The sequence below is a fragment of the Leptospira limi genome, from assembly GCF_026151395.1.
Lineage (GTDB): Bacteria > Spirochaetota > Leptospiria > Leptospirales > Leptospiraceae > Leptospira_A > Leptospira_A limi.
On record NZ_JAMQPV010000001.1, the window covers coordinates 2048516 to 2064571 of the forward strand.

Consider the following 16056-nt stretch of genomic DNA (forward strand, 5'->3'; position numbering starts at 1 on the left):
TTTCAGAAACATTAGTCGATCCGGGTTTCTGGATTGAATAATGGGCGTTTTCGTTCCATAAACCCACTAATGGCACTTCTGAAATCTTTGGAATCTAGCATACTTGCATTCCAAACTGCTACGTAGTCCAAACCTTCTTCGATAGTTTTTCCAATTCCATGGTTTAGCACTTGTTTGACACCACGGATGACAATCGTAGGGTTTTCTGAAATTTCTTCCGCTGTTTTTAACCCTTCCACAAGTAAGCTATCAAAATCCTTAGTGACCTTAGTCACAAGTCCCATTTGCAGGGCTTCTGTTGCTGAGATGTCTTTTCCCGTCAGGGCAAGTTCTCTTGTGTGAGCATTTCCAATGAGGTGGGGAAGCCTTTGTAAGGAACCCATATCCGCAACAATTGCGACTTTTGATTCACGTAAGGAAAATACAGCATCCTCTGACGCATAACGAATGTCACATGCAGAAACCAAGTCTAGTCCGCCACCGATACAATGTTTTTGTACAAGTGCTATTGATGGTTTTTTAGAATTATAAACTGCATTGATTCCTTTTTGCATGGTAAGGATGAGTTGGTAAAGTTTTTCCCTACCATCTGCAAGTTCACCTTGTACAACCGGTTTGAAATCTTGGAAAAATTCTTCCAAGTCAAGGCCTGTTGAAAAGGATTTTCCTTTCCCTGCGATCACAAAACAGTGAATTTTCGGATCTGCATCAATCTCTGCTACCATATCTGGAAGGTCACGCCAGAAAGGCCAATTCATCGCATTTCTTTTTTCAGGACGGTTCAGCCAAAGAATCGCAATATTTTTTCTTCTTTCGATTGTAAAAAAGGGAGATGGGTTCATACGTTTGTTTCTTCCTTTAACCAAAGTTTTTTGGAAACCATCAGATACACTCCAAAGAGGATAAGACCAATCGCAATGTATTGTGACTGGGAAAATCCATGCCAGTAATAACCAGAAAGAAAAGTAGGGTTTCCATTGGCATCAGGAATGTTGACAAGAGTTGGTGGGTCAAAAAATGGAATCACCGCTTTATTCACTCGCAAAAATTCAATGATGAGTCTTGCAAACCCATGGATGATGAGAAACTGTGCACCAATGCTCCATTTGCGAAAGTTTTGGTAACGTGCCCAAAATTGAAAATAGGAAAAGTAACCAAAGGCCATTATGGATTCCATCACAGGTGTATTCCAAACGGGAACTCCAGACGGATGAGCTCCATGGAATTCAAATACAAAAAATGGAATCCTTTCATCAGTGGCAAATCCGTAACAACCATCTCCACTTACAAAACAACCGAGCCTACCAATCGCATAACCCATGCTAATCGCAGGAATCACTGCATCATAATAAGCACCGATATCCAGTTTATAATAACGGAAGTATAAGGTGATGAAGAGCCAGCCAAAAAGAAGACCACCAAAAAAGACAAGACCACCACCACTAAAAAGAGAAGACCATAATCCCGGGTGACCAGGGAATCCGTTCCAGTGGGTGAGAGGATAAGAATACTTGCCATCATAACCAGGAACATCGATGAACACTTGGTCCCAGATTTCAAAGATAAAGAAAATTTTTGCACCGATGAGGGTGCCTAAAATCCCAAGAAAGATCAACCAATCGGAGTGGTTTGGATCTAATTTTTTTCGTTCCAGTTCCTTTGGGAGAAGATAGGAACCAACAAGAAAGGCTAACATCATAAGAAGGCTGAAAGTGGACAGACCCTCCCAGCCAAAGGGATTGGGAATCGGAATTCGATCTAACATAGGGGAAAGGGTAAATTCTACGCCCACAGGGGAAAGGAGAATTTAAATCGGGATAAAGGAGAAAAAAGGAACGAAAAATAGCTTGACTCTAGATAGTTCAATATTAAACTATCTAATATTGATTTAAGGAGAATTCACTATGTTCGATTTATTATTTTCTACATCTGGGGACATCATCCCTCTTATCCTACGCATCACAGCTTTTGTTGTGATTTTCCCACACGGTGCCCAAAAACTTCTAGGTTGGTTTGGTGGTTACGGTTTCAAAGGAACTTACGGATTTTTCACAGGAACCATGAAATTCCCAGGGATCCTTGCTGTTCTCATTATTCTTGGTGAGTCTGTTGGATCTGTACTTCTACTTGTGGGATTTTTAACAAAATTTGCAGCATTGTCCATTACCATCATCATGATCGGTGCGGCATTCATCGCTCACAGACATAACGGTTTTTTCATCAATTGGAATGGAAACCAAAAAGGAGAAGGGTATGAATTCCATATCTTAGCTGCGGGACTTCTCATTGCTTTAGTTGTTGGTGGAGCTGGAGTGTATTCAGTTGATTTTAACTTAATCGGTAAGTTCTAAGACCAAATAGCCTAAGAGAAAACTCTCAACGAATCCTTGTTTGGAAAATTAATTCTAAACAAGGTTAGTTGGTTCTCATCACAAAAGTCCTAATCTGGGCTTTCAAAATGTTCCTGGTAATATTTCCCATTCCTCTTTAAAATTCAGATTCCCAAATAGATTGAATGATCCAAACGTTTCTCTGGTATTTTTTTTGAGGGAATCAGTCTAGGTTGATGTATTCTTCTGGGTCGAGAGGAGCATCAAGGCCAATTCGCACTTCATAATGGACGTGGGCTCCTGTTGCTTTTCCTGTTTGTCCGACTAGGGCAATTTTATCACCACGTTTCACACGATCCCCTGGATTCACGAGAATGAGAGAGCAGTGGCCATACAAAGTAAAAAATCCATTTTCATGGTTGATCCGTACTGATTTTCCAAGACCACCAACCGCTGTATCCACAGCAATGATCCCAGGCCCCGTTGCATAAATGGGAGTTCCTTCACCAGCTGCAAAGTCAATGCCTGAGTGGTATTCCCCCACGGGTAAAATTCCGAATGGATCACTGCGATACCCAAAGGTGGATGTCACCACACCAACACCAGGTTTCAGAGGCCGCCCTCTTGGCATGGAATAAAAGATACTCTCTCGCATGGATAGGTAATCGATGGCATTTTGAAAATTGGGGACAAGGTTTCCTAGTCTTACACCAAACTGAGTGTAGGTGGTGACTACTTGTTGGAAGAGTAATAAATTCGAATCGAGTTCACTTGCATCTTTCCGAAACTCTTCTTTTAAGAGATAATCTTGGGTGATCATTTCTTTTTCTGGGATTTCTTCCCAAGCAAGTAAATTGAGAGATTCCGTCATGGATTCCAATTCTTCTACAGATTCGCGGAGGTCTTTCGAGAGAAGGTCGTAAAATAAAAAGGAAACCAGTTGGGTTTCTGTTTTTTTCTCGAGAGATAGGTTTCGTTCAAAGAAAAAGGAAAAATAAAGAAGGAGACTAAAGGATAAAAGGACAAGGGAAACAGAAAGTCCAAAAAGGAAACCAAGCATCCCTACTGATATTTCAATTTGTGCGAGGGGTTTTTCATCATTGGGGATGAGGACAAAACTCACCTTCTCTCGGCTGCGGGAAATCCACTTTTGTAAGCGTTTTCGCCACCGTAAATGTGCAATTTGGAGCCTTTCGTAGGCGGTTGTGACGTAAGTTTCTGCCAATGTTCGTTATCCAGCCAATTTTTTCCTTGCCCATGCCATTTTTCAGGGGAAAGTGGATGAATCCAATATGTTTAAATTTCTCACTTCTCTTTTCAGAAAGAAAGCCGACTCTGTCGATTCCTTTTTGATGTACCCCGAGGGAAAGAGATACTATCGAGAAACTCACTCCATACGCAGGGCCAATATCGATGAAGATGCCATCAAAATCATCAATCGATTGAACAAGTTTCGTTACAAGGCCTACTTAGTCGGTGGAGGAGTCAGAGATCTGCTGATGGGCAAACGCCCAAAAGATTTTGACATTGTCACAAGTGCGACACCAAACCAAATCAAAAGGATCTTCAATAACTGCCGGATCATCGGTAAACGATTTAAAATTGTACACATCATTTTTAAAGGCAAAATTATTGAAGTTTCTACGTTCCGTTCACTACCGGAACATCGTTTGGAAAAACACAAAGCAGAAAACGATTATCTCATCAAGCGGGACAATTCCTTCGGTACAGCAAAGGAAGACGCGGCAAGACGCGACTTTACCATCAATTCATTGTTTTACGATCCTAAAAACGATTCCATTTTGGATTACGTAGGTGGATTTGAGGACATCCAAAAGAAAATCGTTAGGGTCATTGGTGATCCAGATATTTCTTTCAAAGAAGATCCTGTTCGTATGTTACGAGCAGTGAAGTTTTCCGTTTTGCTCGGACTTGATATCGAGAAAAAAACCAAACTGGCAATTAAAAAGAACCGTTTGGAACTCGAAAAATCATCCACAGCAAGACTTCTAGAAGAGTACAACAAAATGTTTCGTACTTGGAAAACATCCATCATTTTTGAAGGACTTGCAGAAAACCACCTACTCGATGTTTTGTTCAAAGAACCAGCGGATAAACTGAAAAAAACCGATCCAGAATGGCGTGAACACTTTATGGACACACCACTTGGAAAACGACTTGCTGTGACTGACAAACTTCTCTCGGCGAGAGAAGAGATGACACCAGCGATTTTTTATTCGTTAATTTTTTACGATATCGTAAAAGACCTTTATGAAAACGATCGTGGTCACCTAGCGCATAACATTAAAGAAAGTTTACAACCTGTTTTTGAACGGATGGGAATCCCGAAACGGGAACAAGACAATTTGGTAAAAATTTTCATTAGCCAACCTCGTTTTCATATCACTGACGATGAAAAAGAAAGGCAAAATTCTTTCTTCAAAAAGAAGGATTATTTTTACGATGCGTTTATGGTGTACAAAATTGTTGCCATTTCCGAAAACAACGAAGCTGCCGTACAAACTGCTTTTTTCTGGGAAATTTCACTCAGACAGAGACCAAAACCAGATAGCCATCAGTTTGGCCAACAGAACCGTAAAAAAGAAGGCAATAAAAAACGCCCACCACGTAAAAAACACCGTGATCGAAGAGGGAACGGAAACCAGAACCAACAGGATTCTGGGTCAAACCAAACTCATGAAAATGGGAAAGGTGAGGCAACCGAAAACCGTAACCCTTCATTAGAACATCAAGATACTGAGGAATAAAAGACATTCCTTAGAGTCTAAAGAAGATTTTTGTCCATAACTCTCGTCGAATGATTTGGGAGTTATGGAATGCAAATACTTTCTAAAATCTTAATTGTAGAAGACGACCCAACCACAGCATTATTATACCAAGGAGCACTTCGTCCAATTGGTTGTGATTTTTTTGTTTTTTCTGGAATCAAACCAGTCTTACACCAACTAGAAATTGAAGGTTTGAACAACTATGATCTCCTTTTGGTAGACCTAATTCTGCCAGATGGAAGCGGAATTGATTTAGTAAGAGAAATTCGAAAAATCAATTCCCATATACCTATAATCGTTGTGTCTTCTGAATCAGAAAGCAAATCGATCATTGAAGTGATGAAGGAAAATGTGCAGGATTACCTGATCAAACCTGTCCTTCCGAAAGAACTTTCTAAAAAAATTGAATATCATCTTTCTAAAAGGTCATTTGATTACCAAAAATCCATTTTAGAAAAAGAGAAAATCATTTCTCTTGAGAAACTCCTGGATTGGTATAGTTTTAAGAATCGTTCCTTGGAAAAACGTGAATTCAATTCTCAGGAGTTACATAAAAATTTATTCCATGTTTTGCGAGCTAGTTTATCCCAAGGAGCTGGGTTCGGAATTTTAGTTCAAATCATTGATATCATCAAAGGAATGCAACAAACTGAAACTGGAGATTATATCTTAGAAAAAGAAGTTTTATCCATTCTAGAGGAAAATGCGGATTATTCAAAAAAAGTCTTAAATACATTTACTGAAATAGAAAATATTATTTTTGATCGAGTAGAGGTAGAGGAGGTAACTCTTCCAAGCTTATGGCAAGAGATTGTCGCCCTGTCAAAAGAACTGTATCCATTTACTCAAATTAAACACCAAAGATTAATATTGTCAGATATTGAGACTATGAAAATTGACACAAAGAAAATTCATTGGAATCCAGTCTATTTTCGAAAGGTATTTCGCGAGTTATTAATTAACGCATTGAAATTTTCAAAAGAATCTACTTCGATTTTTGTAATATTAAACTTAAAACAAGAAGATTTTTCAATTTCTGTGATTAATATTGTTGGTGAAGACTTGAATATAGGAGAAGGAATTCCGAATGAGTATTTAGAACTTATTTTTGAGCCTTTCTTTCGATTAACAAAGAATCTATATGAACGGTATGAAACATTTGATTTTGGAATCGGGCTCTCTCTAGTGAAAGAAACCATACAGAAGTTTGGTGGTTCAGTCCTTGTATCAAATATATTTGATCATTTAGGAGAGAAAGTGGAACCTAAGGTCGAGTTTAAAATCACACTCCCTTATTCTTCCTCTTTGAAGTGAAGGAACCCTTTGGTTTTGGGCACGTAGGTTTTTCCCTTTCTTAGAAATTTTGTTCCAGATTTTCCTTTTTCAAATCTACCGATCATCGTCACAGGAATGGATTCAATTTGGTTTGGTAGGATGTCTGGTGATAAAAACAAAAGTTCCAATTCTTCCCCTGAACCAAGGCAAAAATCCACTCCTATCTTTTCTACAGCAAACGGGTGTAAGGGGACGGATTCCACTTGGATTGTAAGTTTTCCTTTGGAAGCAAGTGCTAACCTTTCTGCATCTTGGATGAGTCCATCTGTGATGTCCATACAAGCGTGGATTCGAACCTTTGAGAGTGGTTTTTGTAGGATCTGTTTGGATTTTGGCAAAAGGTGTTTTTCAATGGCCAGTTTAAAATCTTTCCCCTTCCAATTCTTTTTTAAAGAATGATACCCGAGTAGGCTTTGGCCTAAATCCCCGGTGACATAGAGGTAATCGCCTGGTTTTCCACCCGATCGAAGCCATGGTTTTTTGACCGTACCTACCACTGTCAGTGTCAATTGGGTTGTGGGGGAGGAAAAGGTATCGCCACCAGCGAGTTTCATTCCATATTGGTGGAGGGAAACCCTCAGAGCTTTGGCAAACCTCCTGACCCAATCTTGTTTTCGAGAGGTAGGGGAAAGGCCCAGGTTTAAAAAACACTCTTTAGGAACACCACCCGATGCTGTGATGTCCGAGACATTCACTTCTACCAGTTTTCCTGCTAGGATTTCGGGGCTTGACCATTCATGGAGGAAGTGGGTTCCTTCGGAAAGGGAATCGGTGGTGACAAGACGGTTTGGCGCCAAATAATAACAATCGTCCTCAGGTGGAGGGGTTGTTCCAAAAAGGGTTCGGATGATATCTGATTCTTTCAAAGCTTCGTTTCCAATAAATTTGTTTGACCCACTGTGAAAACCGAAAATCCTGACATAAAAGAGGAAAATCTCGTACTTATGGAACTATTGTCTAAAGCCCACAAGACCCCTTCTATCGCAAAAGAAGCCGTACAAAAACAGTGGTTTGTTGTGGACGCAACTGATAAGACTCTCGGAAGATTGGCAAGTCAAGTCGCTTCCCGACTTCGCGGAAAACACAAATCTACATTCACACCGAACCAAGATTGTGGAGATAACATCATCATCGTTAATGCTTCTAAAGTGGCTGTAACAGGTCGCAAAAGAGAACAAAAAATATACTACCACCACTCCCGTTACCCAGGTGGTATGACTGCGATCGCTTTCCACAAACTCATCCAAGAGAACCCAGAAAGAGTGATCATGGAAGCAGTGAAAGGAATGTTACCTAAATCAAAATTAGGTGACCAAATGTTAAAAAATTGCCGTGTGTTCGCAGGCAATGACCACAACCTAGGAGCTCAAAAGCCCCTAAAACTGGAGTTGAAATAATATGGCGCAAAAAGCAGTTTGGGCAGTTGGCCGACGCAAAACATCTGTTGCACGAGCAAAAATCGCTTCTGGAACTGGAAAAATCACAGTAAACCATAAAGATGTAAAAGATTACATTAAAAACGGGGAACACTTAGTTCGCCGTGCACTTGAGCCTCTACTTGTTTTAGATGCTCGTGATAAATATGATATCGCACTCAACGTATCTGGTGGTGGAGTGATTGGACAAGTAGGAGCAATTCGTCACGCAGTGGCTCGTGCTCTTGTTGCTTTCAATGAATCACTCAAACCTACTTTGAAAAAAGAAGGTTTCCTCACTCGAGATAGTCGTATGGTAGAACGTAAAAAATACGGTCTCCACAAAGCACGTCGAGGAACTCAGTTCTCAAAACGTTAATCGGAAATTTCCTCTTTTTTTTTCCGATAGAGAAGCCTCCTTTGGGAGGCTTTTTTTTTCACTTAGGACAACAAATCCACCCATGAACCAAATCATCTTTTACCTTGCCTTCGCTTTTGGAACCTTTGCCAGCAGTTGTTTTTTATATTCGCTTGTGATTTTTACACAGACGTTAACGGTTGTAAAAGGGTATTCAGGGATTGTTTTTTTCTTTTTGTTTTTACCCTTTCCACTTTTCTTTTTGTATACGGGATACTTGCTCGATCATTATTCCAAGAAGTGGGTAGTCGTTGGATTTCAGTTTTTTCTATGTTTTGCAGCATTTTTGTTAGGTGGATTGACCCAAATTTTTGAAACTTATCCACTATTCTTATTACCATTGGCTTTTCTCAATGGAATTGGGATGACAACGGTTTTGCCAGGTAGGATGGCACTTCTCCGAGAAGTAATGGAATCGCACAGGCTTGTATTCCATACAATTGCTGGAAATTTACTTTTGATATTTTCCTTTGGGATGAGTCCATTAGTTGTCGGTTGGATTCGAGAATTTGAATCTTACTCAAAACTATTTTTGGTTTTAGCTTTTTTACATGCATTATCGATGTTTGCTTTCTCCTTATTAAAGTTAAACGAGAAGGATAAAAAATCCCCGTCTTCACAAGGTAATCTTGAGAAAACGATCCCCAAAACCGAAATTTCCTCATTGGTAGAAAATTTAAGAGCAGTTTTAGGATTTTTACATTCAGACCCTGTTTCGAGACAGGTGATGTGGATTGCAGTGTTTAGTATGTTAGCTTTGGGTCCTATCCAAGTGGTCCTTCCTCAATATGTAAAACTAGAATTGGGACTTGGTGAGTTAGCACGGGGGTCTGTGTTAATGTTTCTTGGGCCTGGATTATTTTTAGGTGGGATTTTTACCATCGTATACCACCATTTGGAAAGAAAGGGATTGGTATTACTGATTGTCTTCGGTTTGTCTTCTTTTTTCTTTTTAGGTTTTGTACCTTTTTATGAGGCAAAGGCCACTTCCTTCTTTCTTTTTTGTTTTGGAGTTTCCGGTGGAGTACTGTCGAGTCTGATGCCTGCCATATTGCAAAAACGTGCGGAAGATGGACTCCGGGGTAGGATCTTATCTCTCTACACAGTTTGTTTCCAATTCACACCTGCCGTTTCTGGATTTTTTGCTGCCTTTTTAAATGATACAGTGGGAAGCCTTTGGACATTTACAGGACTTGGTCTAGGATTCCTTGTGATCTCCCTCTTTTCTTTCCTTCGTTACAAAGATTTAAGGCAAAGTTAAGTTCTAAATTCCTTGCCCTAGGAGGCAAATCCGATTTCCGTGTAAGTGTATGAAGTCGAAAACCGTCCAAGAAATCGCAAGGTTGTACACGAACTATTTCCAAGAGAAAGGACATACCATTGTGCCTTCCTCGAGTCTCATTCCCAAAGGGGATCCCACACTTTTATTCACAACTGCAGGTATGGTACAGTTCAAACCTCTATTCACTGGGGCAGTGGAGCTTCCATACACAAGAGCTGCTTCCATTCAAAAATGTGTTCGCACAACTGATTTGGAAGTTGTAGGGAAAACGGAACGGCATTGTACTTTTTTTGAAATGTTGGGAAATTTTTCCTTCGGTGATTATTTCAAAAAAGAAGCCATCGAATACGCGTTAGACTTTTCGCTAAACCATTTAGAAATTCCCAAAGATAAAATTTGGGTGACCATTTACTTAGATGATGATGAAGCCAAAAAAATCTGGATGGATGCCGGAATTCCAGAAGAACGAATTGTACGCCTTGGTAAAAAAGATAATTTTTGGGGACCTGCAGGAGACAGTGGAGCTTGTGGACCTTGTTCCGAATTGTATTTGGATAGAGGACCAGAAAAAGGTGGTCCCACTTGTGGCAATAACCCCAATTGCAAACCAGGTTGTGACTGTGACCGTTATTTAGAATATTGGAATTTAGTTTTTAACCAGTTCAACCAAACTGTCTCGGGTGAACTTCTTCCTCTCAAACAAACAGGCATTGATACAGGATCTGGCCTCGAACGTGTGGCCATGTTATTACAAGAAGTGGACTCGGTTTATGACACAGATGAATTAAAAACCATCATCCAAAAAATAGAATTATTGTCGGGTTTCCAATATAATCAATCCAGCAAACAATCGTTTCGTGTGATTACTGACCATTCACGTTCTGTCTTTTTTTCTCTCGGGGATGGGATTTACCCTGACCGCACAGGACGTGGGTATGTAATCCGTCGTCTGATTCGACGTGCCTCACTTTTTGCAAGAAAACTTGGAATCCATGAACCGTTTTTATACAAACTTGTTGGCACTCTAAAAGATTTGTATTCGGCTCGTTACCCAGAACTAAAAGACAAAGCAAAAGACATTGAATCCATCTTAAAAAAAGAAGAAGAACTTTTCCTACACACATTAGAAGTGGGACTCGAAGAATTAGAATCCTTACTCTCCCATCTAACCGCAAACAAACAAACACTTGTCACAGGAAAAGAAGGGTTCCGATTGTATTCCACATATGGGTTCCCTCGTGAGATGACAAAGGAACTTGTAGAGGACCGTGGGTTTCGCTTCGATGACAAAGGTTTTGAAGAAGAACTCGAAAAAGATCGCGATTTATCTCGTGCGAGTTGGAAAGGGAAAAAAATCCAATACCTGACTGGACTTTCCGCTTCTCCCGAATTAAAAACAGAATTTTTAGGGTATACGGAATCCAAATCAAAAGGTAAGGTTTTGTATCTTTTTGTGGATGGAAAGTCAGTTAGTTCCGCCAAACAAGGGGAAGAGGTAGTCATCGTTCTTGACAAAACTACTTTTTATGCAGAGGGTGGTGGGCAGATAGGTGATACTGGTTATTTCAAAAAAGATGGTTTCCAATTCCAAGTCCAAGACACCCAAAAAGAAAATGATACCTTCCTTCACATGGGTATGGTATTGAAGGGAAATATCTCTGTTGGGGATGTGGTCGAAGCGGAGATTGAAGTCGAACGTAGGCAAAACCTTGCCAACCACCACTCCGGTACACACTTGTTAAATGGGGCACTCCGAAGGATTTTAGGAACTCATGTAACCCAAAAAGGTTCCATTGTTTCGGCGGATTACCTTAGGTTTGATTTTTCCCATCCCAAAGCATTATCTCCAGAAGAGATCATTCAAATTGAATCGGATGTAAACGAAGCAGTGAGTGCCAATATCCCTGTCAAAACTGAAGTTTTGGACTTAAACCAAGCTAAAGAATCAGGCGCTCTTTCCATGTTTGATGAAAAGTATGGAAACCTTGTGCGAGTGGTGTCCATGGGTGAAAAATCCAAAGAATTCTGTGGTGGAACCCATGTAACGAACACCAAAGATATTGGATTTTTTGCGATCGTAAAAGAAGGGAGCCCTGGTGCAGGAAATCGACGGATTGAAGCCATTTGTGGGGAATCGGTTGTGTCTTATTTTTTACAACAGTTCCAAACCTTGGCATCCAAAATTGAAACACATAACCTTTCTGCCAAAGAGGCATTTGGTGACTTGAAGGAGTTTGGAATTGCAAAAGAAGTTCCATCGCCAGAAGGTTTACAATCCATTTTTCTAAAGGATGGGAAAACAGCGGTAGCAGGTCTTCGGAAACTCCGAGAGGATTTGGAAACGGAACTCGAAGAAAAATCCTCTTCGCTTTTTAAAGCAAAAAAGAAATTAGAACAACAAAAGTTCCAAATGAACCCAGAACTTGTAGATGGTCTTTTACAAAAGGCCCACAAGTTTGCCAAAGGCAAAGTGGTAACAGAAGTATTTCCATCAGTTGATGCAAAAGCTCTTAAAGATTTGGCAGACTCACTCAAAGCAAAGGAACCAGAGATCCTTTGTTTGTTTGGAACCACAGAAGGGGAATCAAGTACCCTCGTCTTTATGTGTAATAAGGTTCTAAATGACAAAGGCATTCACTGTGGTGAGATGCTAAAAGAAACCTTAGTGATGTTAGATGGAAAAGGTGGGGGACGACCTGATATGGCACAAGGTGGTGGTAAAAAACCAGAGTCTGTTGCCAAGTCCCTAGAGTTTGCCCTTTCCCTTGCCAAAACAAAATTATCGTAAATTTCAGTTTGTAGGAAACAGAATAGGAGAATCAAAATGGCTCAAGACCCTTCCTTTGACATTGTATCAAAACTCGATCGTCCCGAATTACAAAATGCTGTTTCGCAAGCGATGACCGAGATCCAAACTCGTTTTGATTTTAAGGGATCCAATTCCGAAATCAAAATCACAGACGACCAACTGGTTTTGACTTCGGAAAACGAAATCAAATTGAAACAGGTAGTTGATGTCCTTACGACAAAAATGGCAAAACGAGGCATCAGTCTCAAGGCCTTTGATTTTGATTCCAAAGTGGAACCTGCCACAGGTCAAACGGTTCGGATGAAAGTGAAAATCCAAAACGGTTTGGACAAAGAACAAACGAAACAAATCACAACCCTCATCAAAGACCAAAAATTAAAAGTCCAAGCGACAATCCAAGGGGATTCGGTGCGTGTGGTTGGTAAAAAAAAGGACGATTTGCAAGAGGTGATGGCAGCCATCCGCAATGCGAATTTCAATTTTGATGCCAATTTTACGAACTTCAAAGGGTAAAACCTGACAGAAAAGAAAGCACTTCTGGCTTCCAAATTTTTTCTGTCTATGTCTCGAAACCTTCCGATATTTCCCGTATGGACCCTAAAAAATCCGTATGGGGATGGACTTTGCCTAGAAAGGATTTCCTCCCGTATTTATTTGTATTTTCTGGAGTATTTTTACTGTTATCCCTTTTTTCCTTCCAAGAAGGAGAGGATGGATCACTTTTTAATTGGTTTGGAAGGCTTGGGCATTACATTGCTCTTACCCTTTTTTACTTACTCGGAAAAACTTCCTTTTTGCTTGCTGGGTTTGTATTACTCTTAGGTGTCCTTTCGTTACGTAACCCCGACTTCGATGCCTTAAGTAAGGCTTTATTTTTTCCTATTTTCCTCATTGCTACAACGGTGAGTTTGAACCTTCTCGAAACTCCCATGGGACATGTGGGTGACAGCGGTGGAATCCTCGGACAATTTTTTTCTTGGATCTTCTCCTATCTATTTGGGGAAACAGGTAGAGTGCTTGTTGTCTTTTTTCTCTATTTGTACTTTGCTGTGATTTGGTTAGAAGATGGGGCTTGGTCTTATACCTTTTCTACTATCCATTCCGTTTCGGAAAAACTCTACCACCTAATGGGAGGAAGACGAGAGTTGCCACATTTCAAACTACCTTCCTTTATGGAATCTGTGGTTTCAACACGCCGTGCCCCCGTAAATGAAGTGAGACAAAGGGATTGGTTTCAGGTCCAAACCGAAGAGGAATCAAAAGATGACATCGCTCGTCATTTTTGGAATGTGGTGGCAAATGAAACGAGAAATGAATCTCGTTTTCAGAATGAATTTTCTCCTTCCTTTCGTTCTATGGAAGAGGAAAAAAACTCATTCCAAAATTCCTACCGAGTCCAATCCAATGAAAAACCAAAATCAGAGGTCGTGGTCTTCCAAAATGCCAAACAGTTTGAAGGATTTTTTGATGCCTCAGGAACTGTCTTTCGTTTCCAAAAACAAAAGACTAGAGAAGTCTCCGGATCAAACGGTTCCATCAATGCAAAACCAAAATTACAAGTAGTTGATAAACGCGAATTCATTGAAAATGAGGATGTTGGCATTTCAGATAGCCAAAATGTAGATGCCATTCGTGAATCCAAAATTCTCTTTCAGTTCCCAGAGGCAAAATGGAAACCAAAATTGGACAAGGAAGTTTCACTCGAAAATTTGGAACTCCCAAAATTAGAGCCAATTAAACAAGAGTTAGGAGATCATTTTCCTCGAATGAGTGTTCGTGGTTTCGGACGGAACGAAGCTCGTGAAGTTGGGTTCGGTTTTTCTGATTTTGATGAAAACACGGATGATGCCAATTGGGAGGAAGACAAGACTCATGAATTGATGGAAGGAAGTGAGAACTGGGATGAATCAGACTCATATGAAGAGGAAGGCGAAGAACGATTTTCTCAGGAGAACGAAACTCCTACTCTTACCATTCCGATCCCAGAATCCGTTCGACTTTCACTTGTCGAAGAAACTGGTTTAGAAACAGAAGATTGGGATGAAACCGAGGATGTGGTTGCTTCCATTTCTGATTCGGAAGATGGAGAATTGGAAGAGGAGACCTTGGAAACTTTGGCTGTGGAAGAGTCTTCACCTCTCGTTCGCTCGAATTTGAGTGCAGGAAATTTTGGTAAGAAAAAACAACCACCAAAAGAAACAAAAACTGAACAAGAACTGATGTTTGGTTCCATGGTGCCAAAACCAAAATTGAAAAAAGGGAAATATTATATTTCTCCAAGGCTCCTTGCGTCTCACCAAGTCCCTGTGGCCAATATCTTAAAAAATGATTCGGAACTTGACCTCATCGCTAAAAAAATCGAAGAGTCAACAGGCCACTTTGGAATTGAATCAAAAGTCATAACCAAAGAACGAGGACCCATCATCACTCGTTACGAAATCACCATTCCTAACGGAATCAAATTAAACCGAATTGTGTCTCTGTCAGATGAGATTAGAGCATACCTCGAAGTGAAAAACATTCGGATTGTAGCACCTATCCCCGGTAAGGCGTCGATTGGAATCGAGGTTCCCAACCGAATCAGAGAAGATGTATTTTTATCAGAGATCTTAAAAGACACAATCCTCCAACAAAAAGCAAAAGATCTGTCCATTTGTATTGGAAAGGATATTTCGGGAAAACTTGTGATGATCGATATCGCAAAACTCCCTCACTTACTTGTCGCAGGAACTACAGGTTCTGGTAAGTCAGTGAGTATCAATGCGATGATCACAAGCCTTATCTGCACTCGTTCCCCAGAAGAAGTTCGGTTCATCATGATCGATCCAAAGATGGTAGAGATGACACTTTATGAAGGAATCCCACACCTTCTTATGCCTGTGATCACTGATCCGAAAAAGGCAACGAAGGCACTTTCCTGGGCGATCCAAGAAATGGAGAGTCGTTACCAAATGATCTCCCAATTAAAAAGTAGGGACTTCAAAAGTTTCAATGAAAAGGTAGAGGAATATGCTCATGCCAAAGGGTTCCAAAAACTCCCTTACATTGTGATTTTCATTGATGAGCTTGCGGACCTGATGATGGTTTCGGGTAAGGATTTGGAGGAACAGATCCAACGAATTTCCCAAAAAGCAAGGGCTGTCGGAATCCACCTCGTCATGGCGACCCAAAGGCCATCTGTGGATGTGATCACAGGGGTCATCAAAGCAAACTGTCCAGCAAGGGTCGCTTTCCAAGTGGCACAAAAAACAGATTCACGCACCATCCTCGATACAAGTGGAGCGGAAACTCTCCTCGGAAAAGGGGACTTTTTGTACCGTTCCCCTACATCGAGTGACCTCATGCGGATCCAAGCTCCTTACATTGAAGAGAAAGAAATTGATTCCATCGTGGAAGAGGCCAAAAAACAAGGGGCTCCTGCGTATGTGGAAATGAACTGGGACGATGAAACGAATATTGAAATGGCCTCTGACGAGGACGAGGAATTATTCGAAGAAGCATGGAACATTGTTGTGACAGAAAAAAAAGCCAGTGCTAGTTACTTGCAACGAAGGATGAGGATCGGTTACAACAAGGCGGCAAGGCTTATGGAACTCATGGAAATGCGGGGCTATGTTTCTCCGCAAATCGGGGCAAAACCTCGGGAAATTTTACGTTCAGCGTAAATCATCGACAAGA

General features: G+C 40.6%; 13 protein-coding genes. 9 read left to right on the forward strand and 4 right to left on the reverse strand.

What is annotated here, in order from left to right:
• Positions 1–11: 11 nt before the first annotated feature.
• Both ND812_RS09405 and ND812_RS09410 read right to left on the reverse strand, forming a co-directional pair.
• Positions 12–842 (reverse strand): crotonase/enoyl-CoA hydratase family protein, encoded by an 831-nt coding sequence (locus ND812_RS09405; RefSeq protein ID WP_265375235.1) that lies wholly within the window; start codon positions 840–842, stop codon positions 12–14.
• Positions 839–1765 carry a prolipoprotein diacylglyceryl transferase gene (locus tag ND812_RS09410; protein ID WP_265358184.1) on the reverse strand — a complete coding sequence of 309 codons (927 nt, stop codon included), beginning with the start codon at positions 1763–1765 and terminating at the stop codon, positions 839–841. The genes ND812_RS09405 and ND812_RS09410 overlap by 4 nt, the downstream gene beginning before the upstream one ends.
• Positions 1766–1904: 139 nt before the next feature.
• On the opposite strand from ND812_RS09410, the gene ND812_RS09415 reads away from it, so the two are divergent.
• Complete coding sequence (locus tag ND812_RS09415; protein ID WP_108958270.1) at positions 1905–2351, forward strand: DoxX family protein; 447 nt, start codon at positions 1905–1907, stop codon at positions 2349–2351.
• Positions 2352–2553: 202 nt separating this feature from the next.
• Here the strand turns inward: ND812_RS09415 and ND812_RS09420 are convergent, their stop codons facing one another.
• The gene (locus tag ND812_RS09420; protein ID WP_265375236.1) at positions 2554–3555 is read right to left on the reverse strand and encodes a M23 family metallopeptidase; all 1002 of its coding nucleotides are present in this window, start codon (positions 3553–3555) and stop codon (positions 2554–2556) included.
• Between the two features lie 67 nt (positions 3556–3622).
• On the opposite strand from ND812_RS09420, the gene pcnB reads away from it, so the two are divergent.
• Entirely contained in the window at positions 3623–5098 is a 1476-nt protein-coding gene (gene pcnB / locus ND812_RS09425) for a polynucleotide adenylyltransferase PcnB (RefSeq protein ID WP_265375237.1), read from the forward strand.
• A gap of 69 nt (positions 5099–5167) precedes the next feature.
• Positions 5168–6433, forward strand: a complete 1266-nt coding sequence (locus ND812_RS09430) for an ATP-binding response regulator (protein WP_265375238.1) — start codon at positions 5168–5170, stop codon at positions 6431–6433.
• Here ND812_RS09430 and thiL read toward each other — a convergent pair.
• Positions 6412–7320, reverse strand: a complete 909-nt coding sequence (gene thiL / locus ND812_RS09435) for a thiamine-phosphate kinase (RefSeq protein ID WP_265375239.1) — start codon at positions 7318–7320, stop codon at positions 6412–6414. The genes ND812_RS09430 and thiL overlap by 22 nt on opposite strands.
• A 78-nt stretch (positions 7321–7398) precedes the next feature.
• On the opposite strand from thiL, the gene rplM reads away from it, so the two are divergent.
• From rplM to ND812_RS09465, 6 genes are all read left to right on the forward strand, one after another.
• Positions 7399–7851: a 50S ribosomal protein L13 gene (gene rplM, locus ND812_RS09440; protein ID WP_015675928.1), complete on the forward strand. Its 453-nt coding sequence runs from the start codon at positions 7399–7401 to the stop codon at positions 7849–7851.
• Between the two features lies 1 nt (position 7852).
• A complete protein-coding gene (gene rpsI / locus ND812_RS09445) occupies positions 7853–8248 on the forward strand; it encodes a 30S ribosomal protein S9 (protein WP_108958275.1) in 396 nt (131 codons plus the stop codon).
• 82 nt (positions 8249–8330) lie between these two features.
• Entirely contained in the window at positions 8331–9548 is a 1218-nt protein-coding gene (locus ND812_RS09450; RefSeq protein WP_265375240.1) for an MFS transporter, read from the forward strand.
• Positions 9549–9597: 49 nt separating this feature from the next.
• Positions 9598–12357 carry an alanine--tRNA ligase gene (gene alaS, locus ND812_RS09455; protein WP_265375241.1) on the forward strand — a complete coding sequence of 920 codons (2760 nt, stop codon included), beginning with the start codon at positions 9598–9600 and terminating at the stop codon, positions 12355–12357.
• 36 nt (positions 12358–12393) lie between these two features.
• Positions 12394–12891 carry a YajQ family cyclic di-GMP-binding protein gene (locus ND812_RS09460; protein ID WP_265375242.1) on the forward strand — a complete coding sequence of 166 codons (498 nt, stop codon included), beginning with the start codon at positions 12394–12396 and terminating at the stop codon, positions 12889–12891.
• Positions 12892–12968: 77 nt separating this feature from the next.
• On the forward strand, positions 12969–16043 hold the full coding sequence (locus ND812_RS09465; RefSeq protein WP_265375243.1) for a DNA translocase FtsK: 3075 nt from the start codon (positions 12969–12971) through the stop codon (positions 16041–16043).
• The last annotated feature ends 13 nt before the right edge of the window (positions 16044–16056 follow it).

Coding starts and splice junctions, on each gene's coding strand:
- ND812_RS09405 (WP_265375235.1), bottom strand. CDS start 842: ATGAACCCATCTCCCTTTTTTACAATCGAAAGAAGAAAAAATATTGCG.
- ND812_RS09410 (WP_265358184.1), bottom strand. CDS start 1,765: ATGTTAGATCGAATTCCGATTCCCAATCCCTTTGGCTGGGAGGGTCTG.
- ND812_RS09415 (WP_108958270.1), top strand. CDS start 1,905: ATGTTCGATTTATTATTTTCTACATCTGGGGACATCATCCCTCTTATC.
- pcnB (WP_265375237.1), top strand. CDS start 3,623: ATGTTTAAATTTCTCACTTCTCTTTTCAGAAAGAAAGCCGACTCTGTC.
- ND812_RS09430 (WP_265375238.1), top strand. CDS start 5,168: ATGCAAATACTTTCTAAAATCTTAATTGTAGAAGACGACCCAACCACA.
- rplM (WP_015675928.1), top strand. CDS start 7,399: ATGGAACTATTGTCTAAAGCCCACAAGACCCCTTCTATCGCAAAAGAA.
- rpsI (WP_108958275.1), top strand. CDS start 7,853: ATGGCGCAAAAAGCAGTTTGGGCAGTTGGCCGACGCAAAACATCTGTT.
- ND812_RS09450 (WP_265375240.1), top strand. CDS start 8,331: ATGAACCAAATCATCTTTTACCTTGCCTTCGCTTTTGGAACCTTTGCC.
- alaS (WP_265375241.1), top strand. CDS start 9,598: ATGAAGTCGAAAACCGTCCAAGAAATCGCAAGGTTGTACACGAACTAT.
- ND812_RS09460 (WP_265375242.1), top strand. CDS start 12,394: ATGGCTCAAGACCCTTCCTTTGACATTGTATCAAAACTCGATCGTCCC.
- ND812_RS09465 (WP_265375243.1), top strand. CDS start 12,969: ATGGACCCTAAAAAATCCGTATGGGGATGGACTTTGCCTAGAAAGGAT.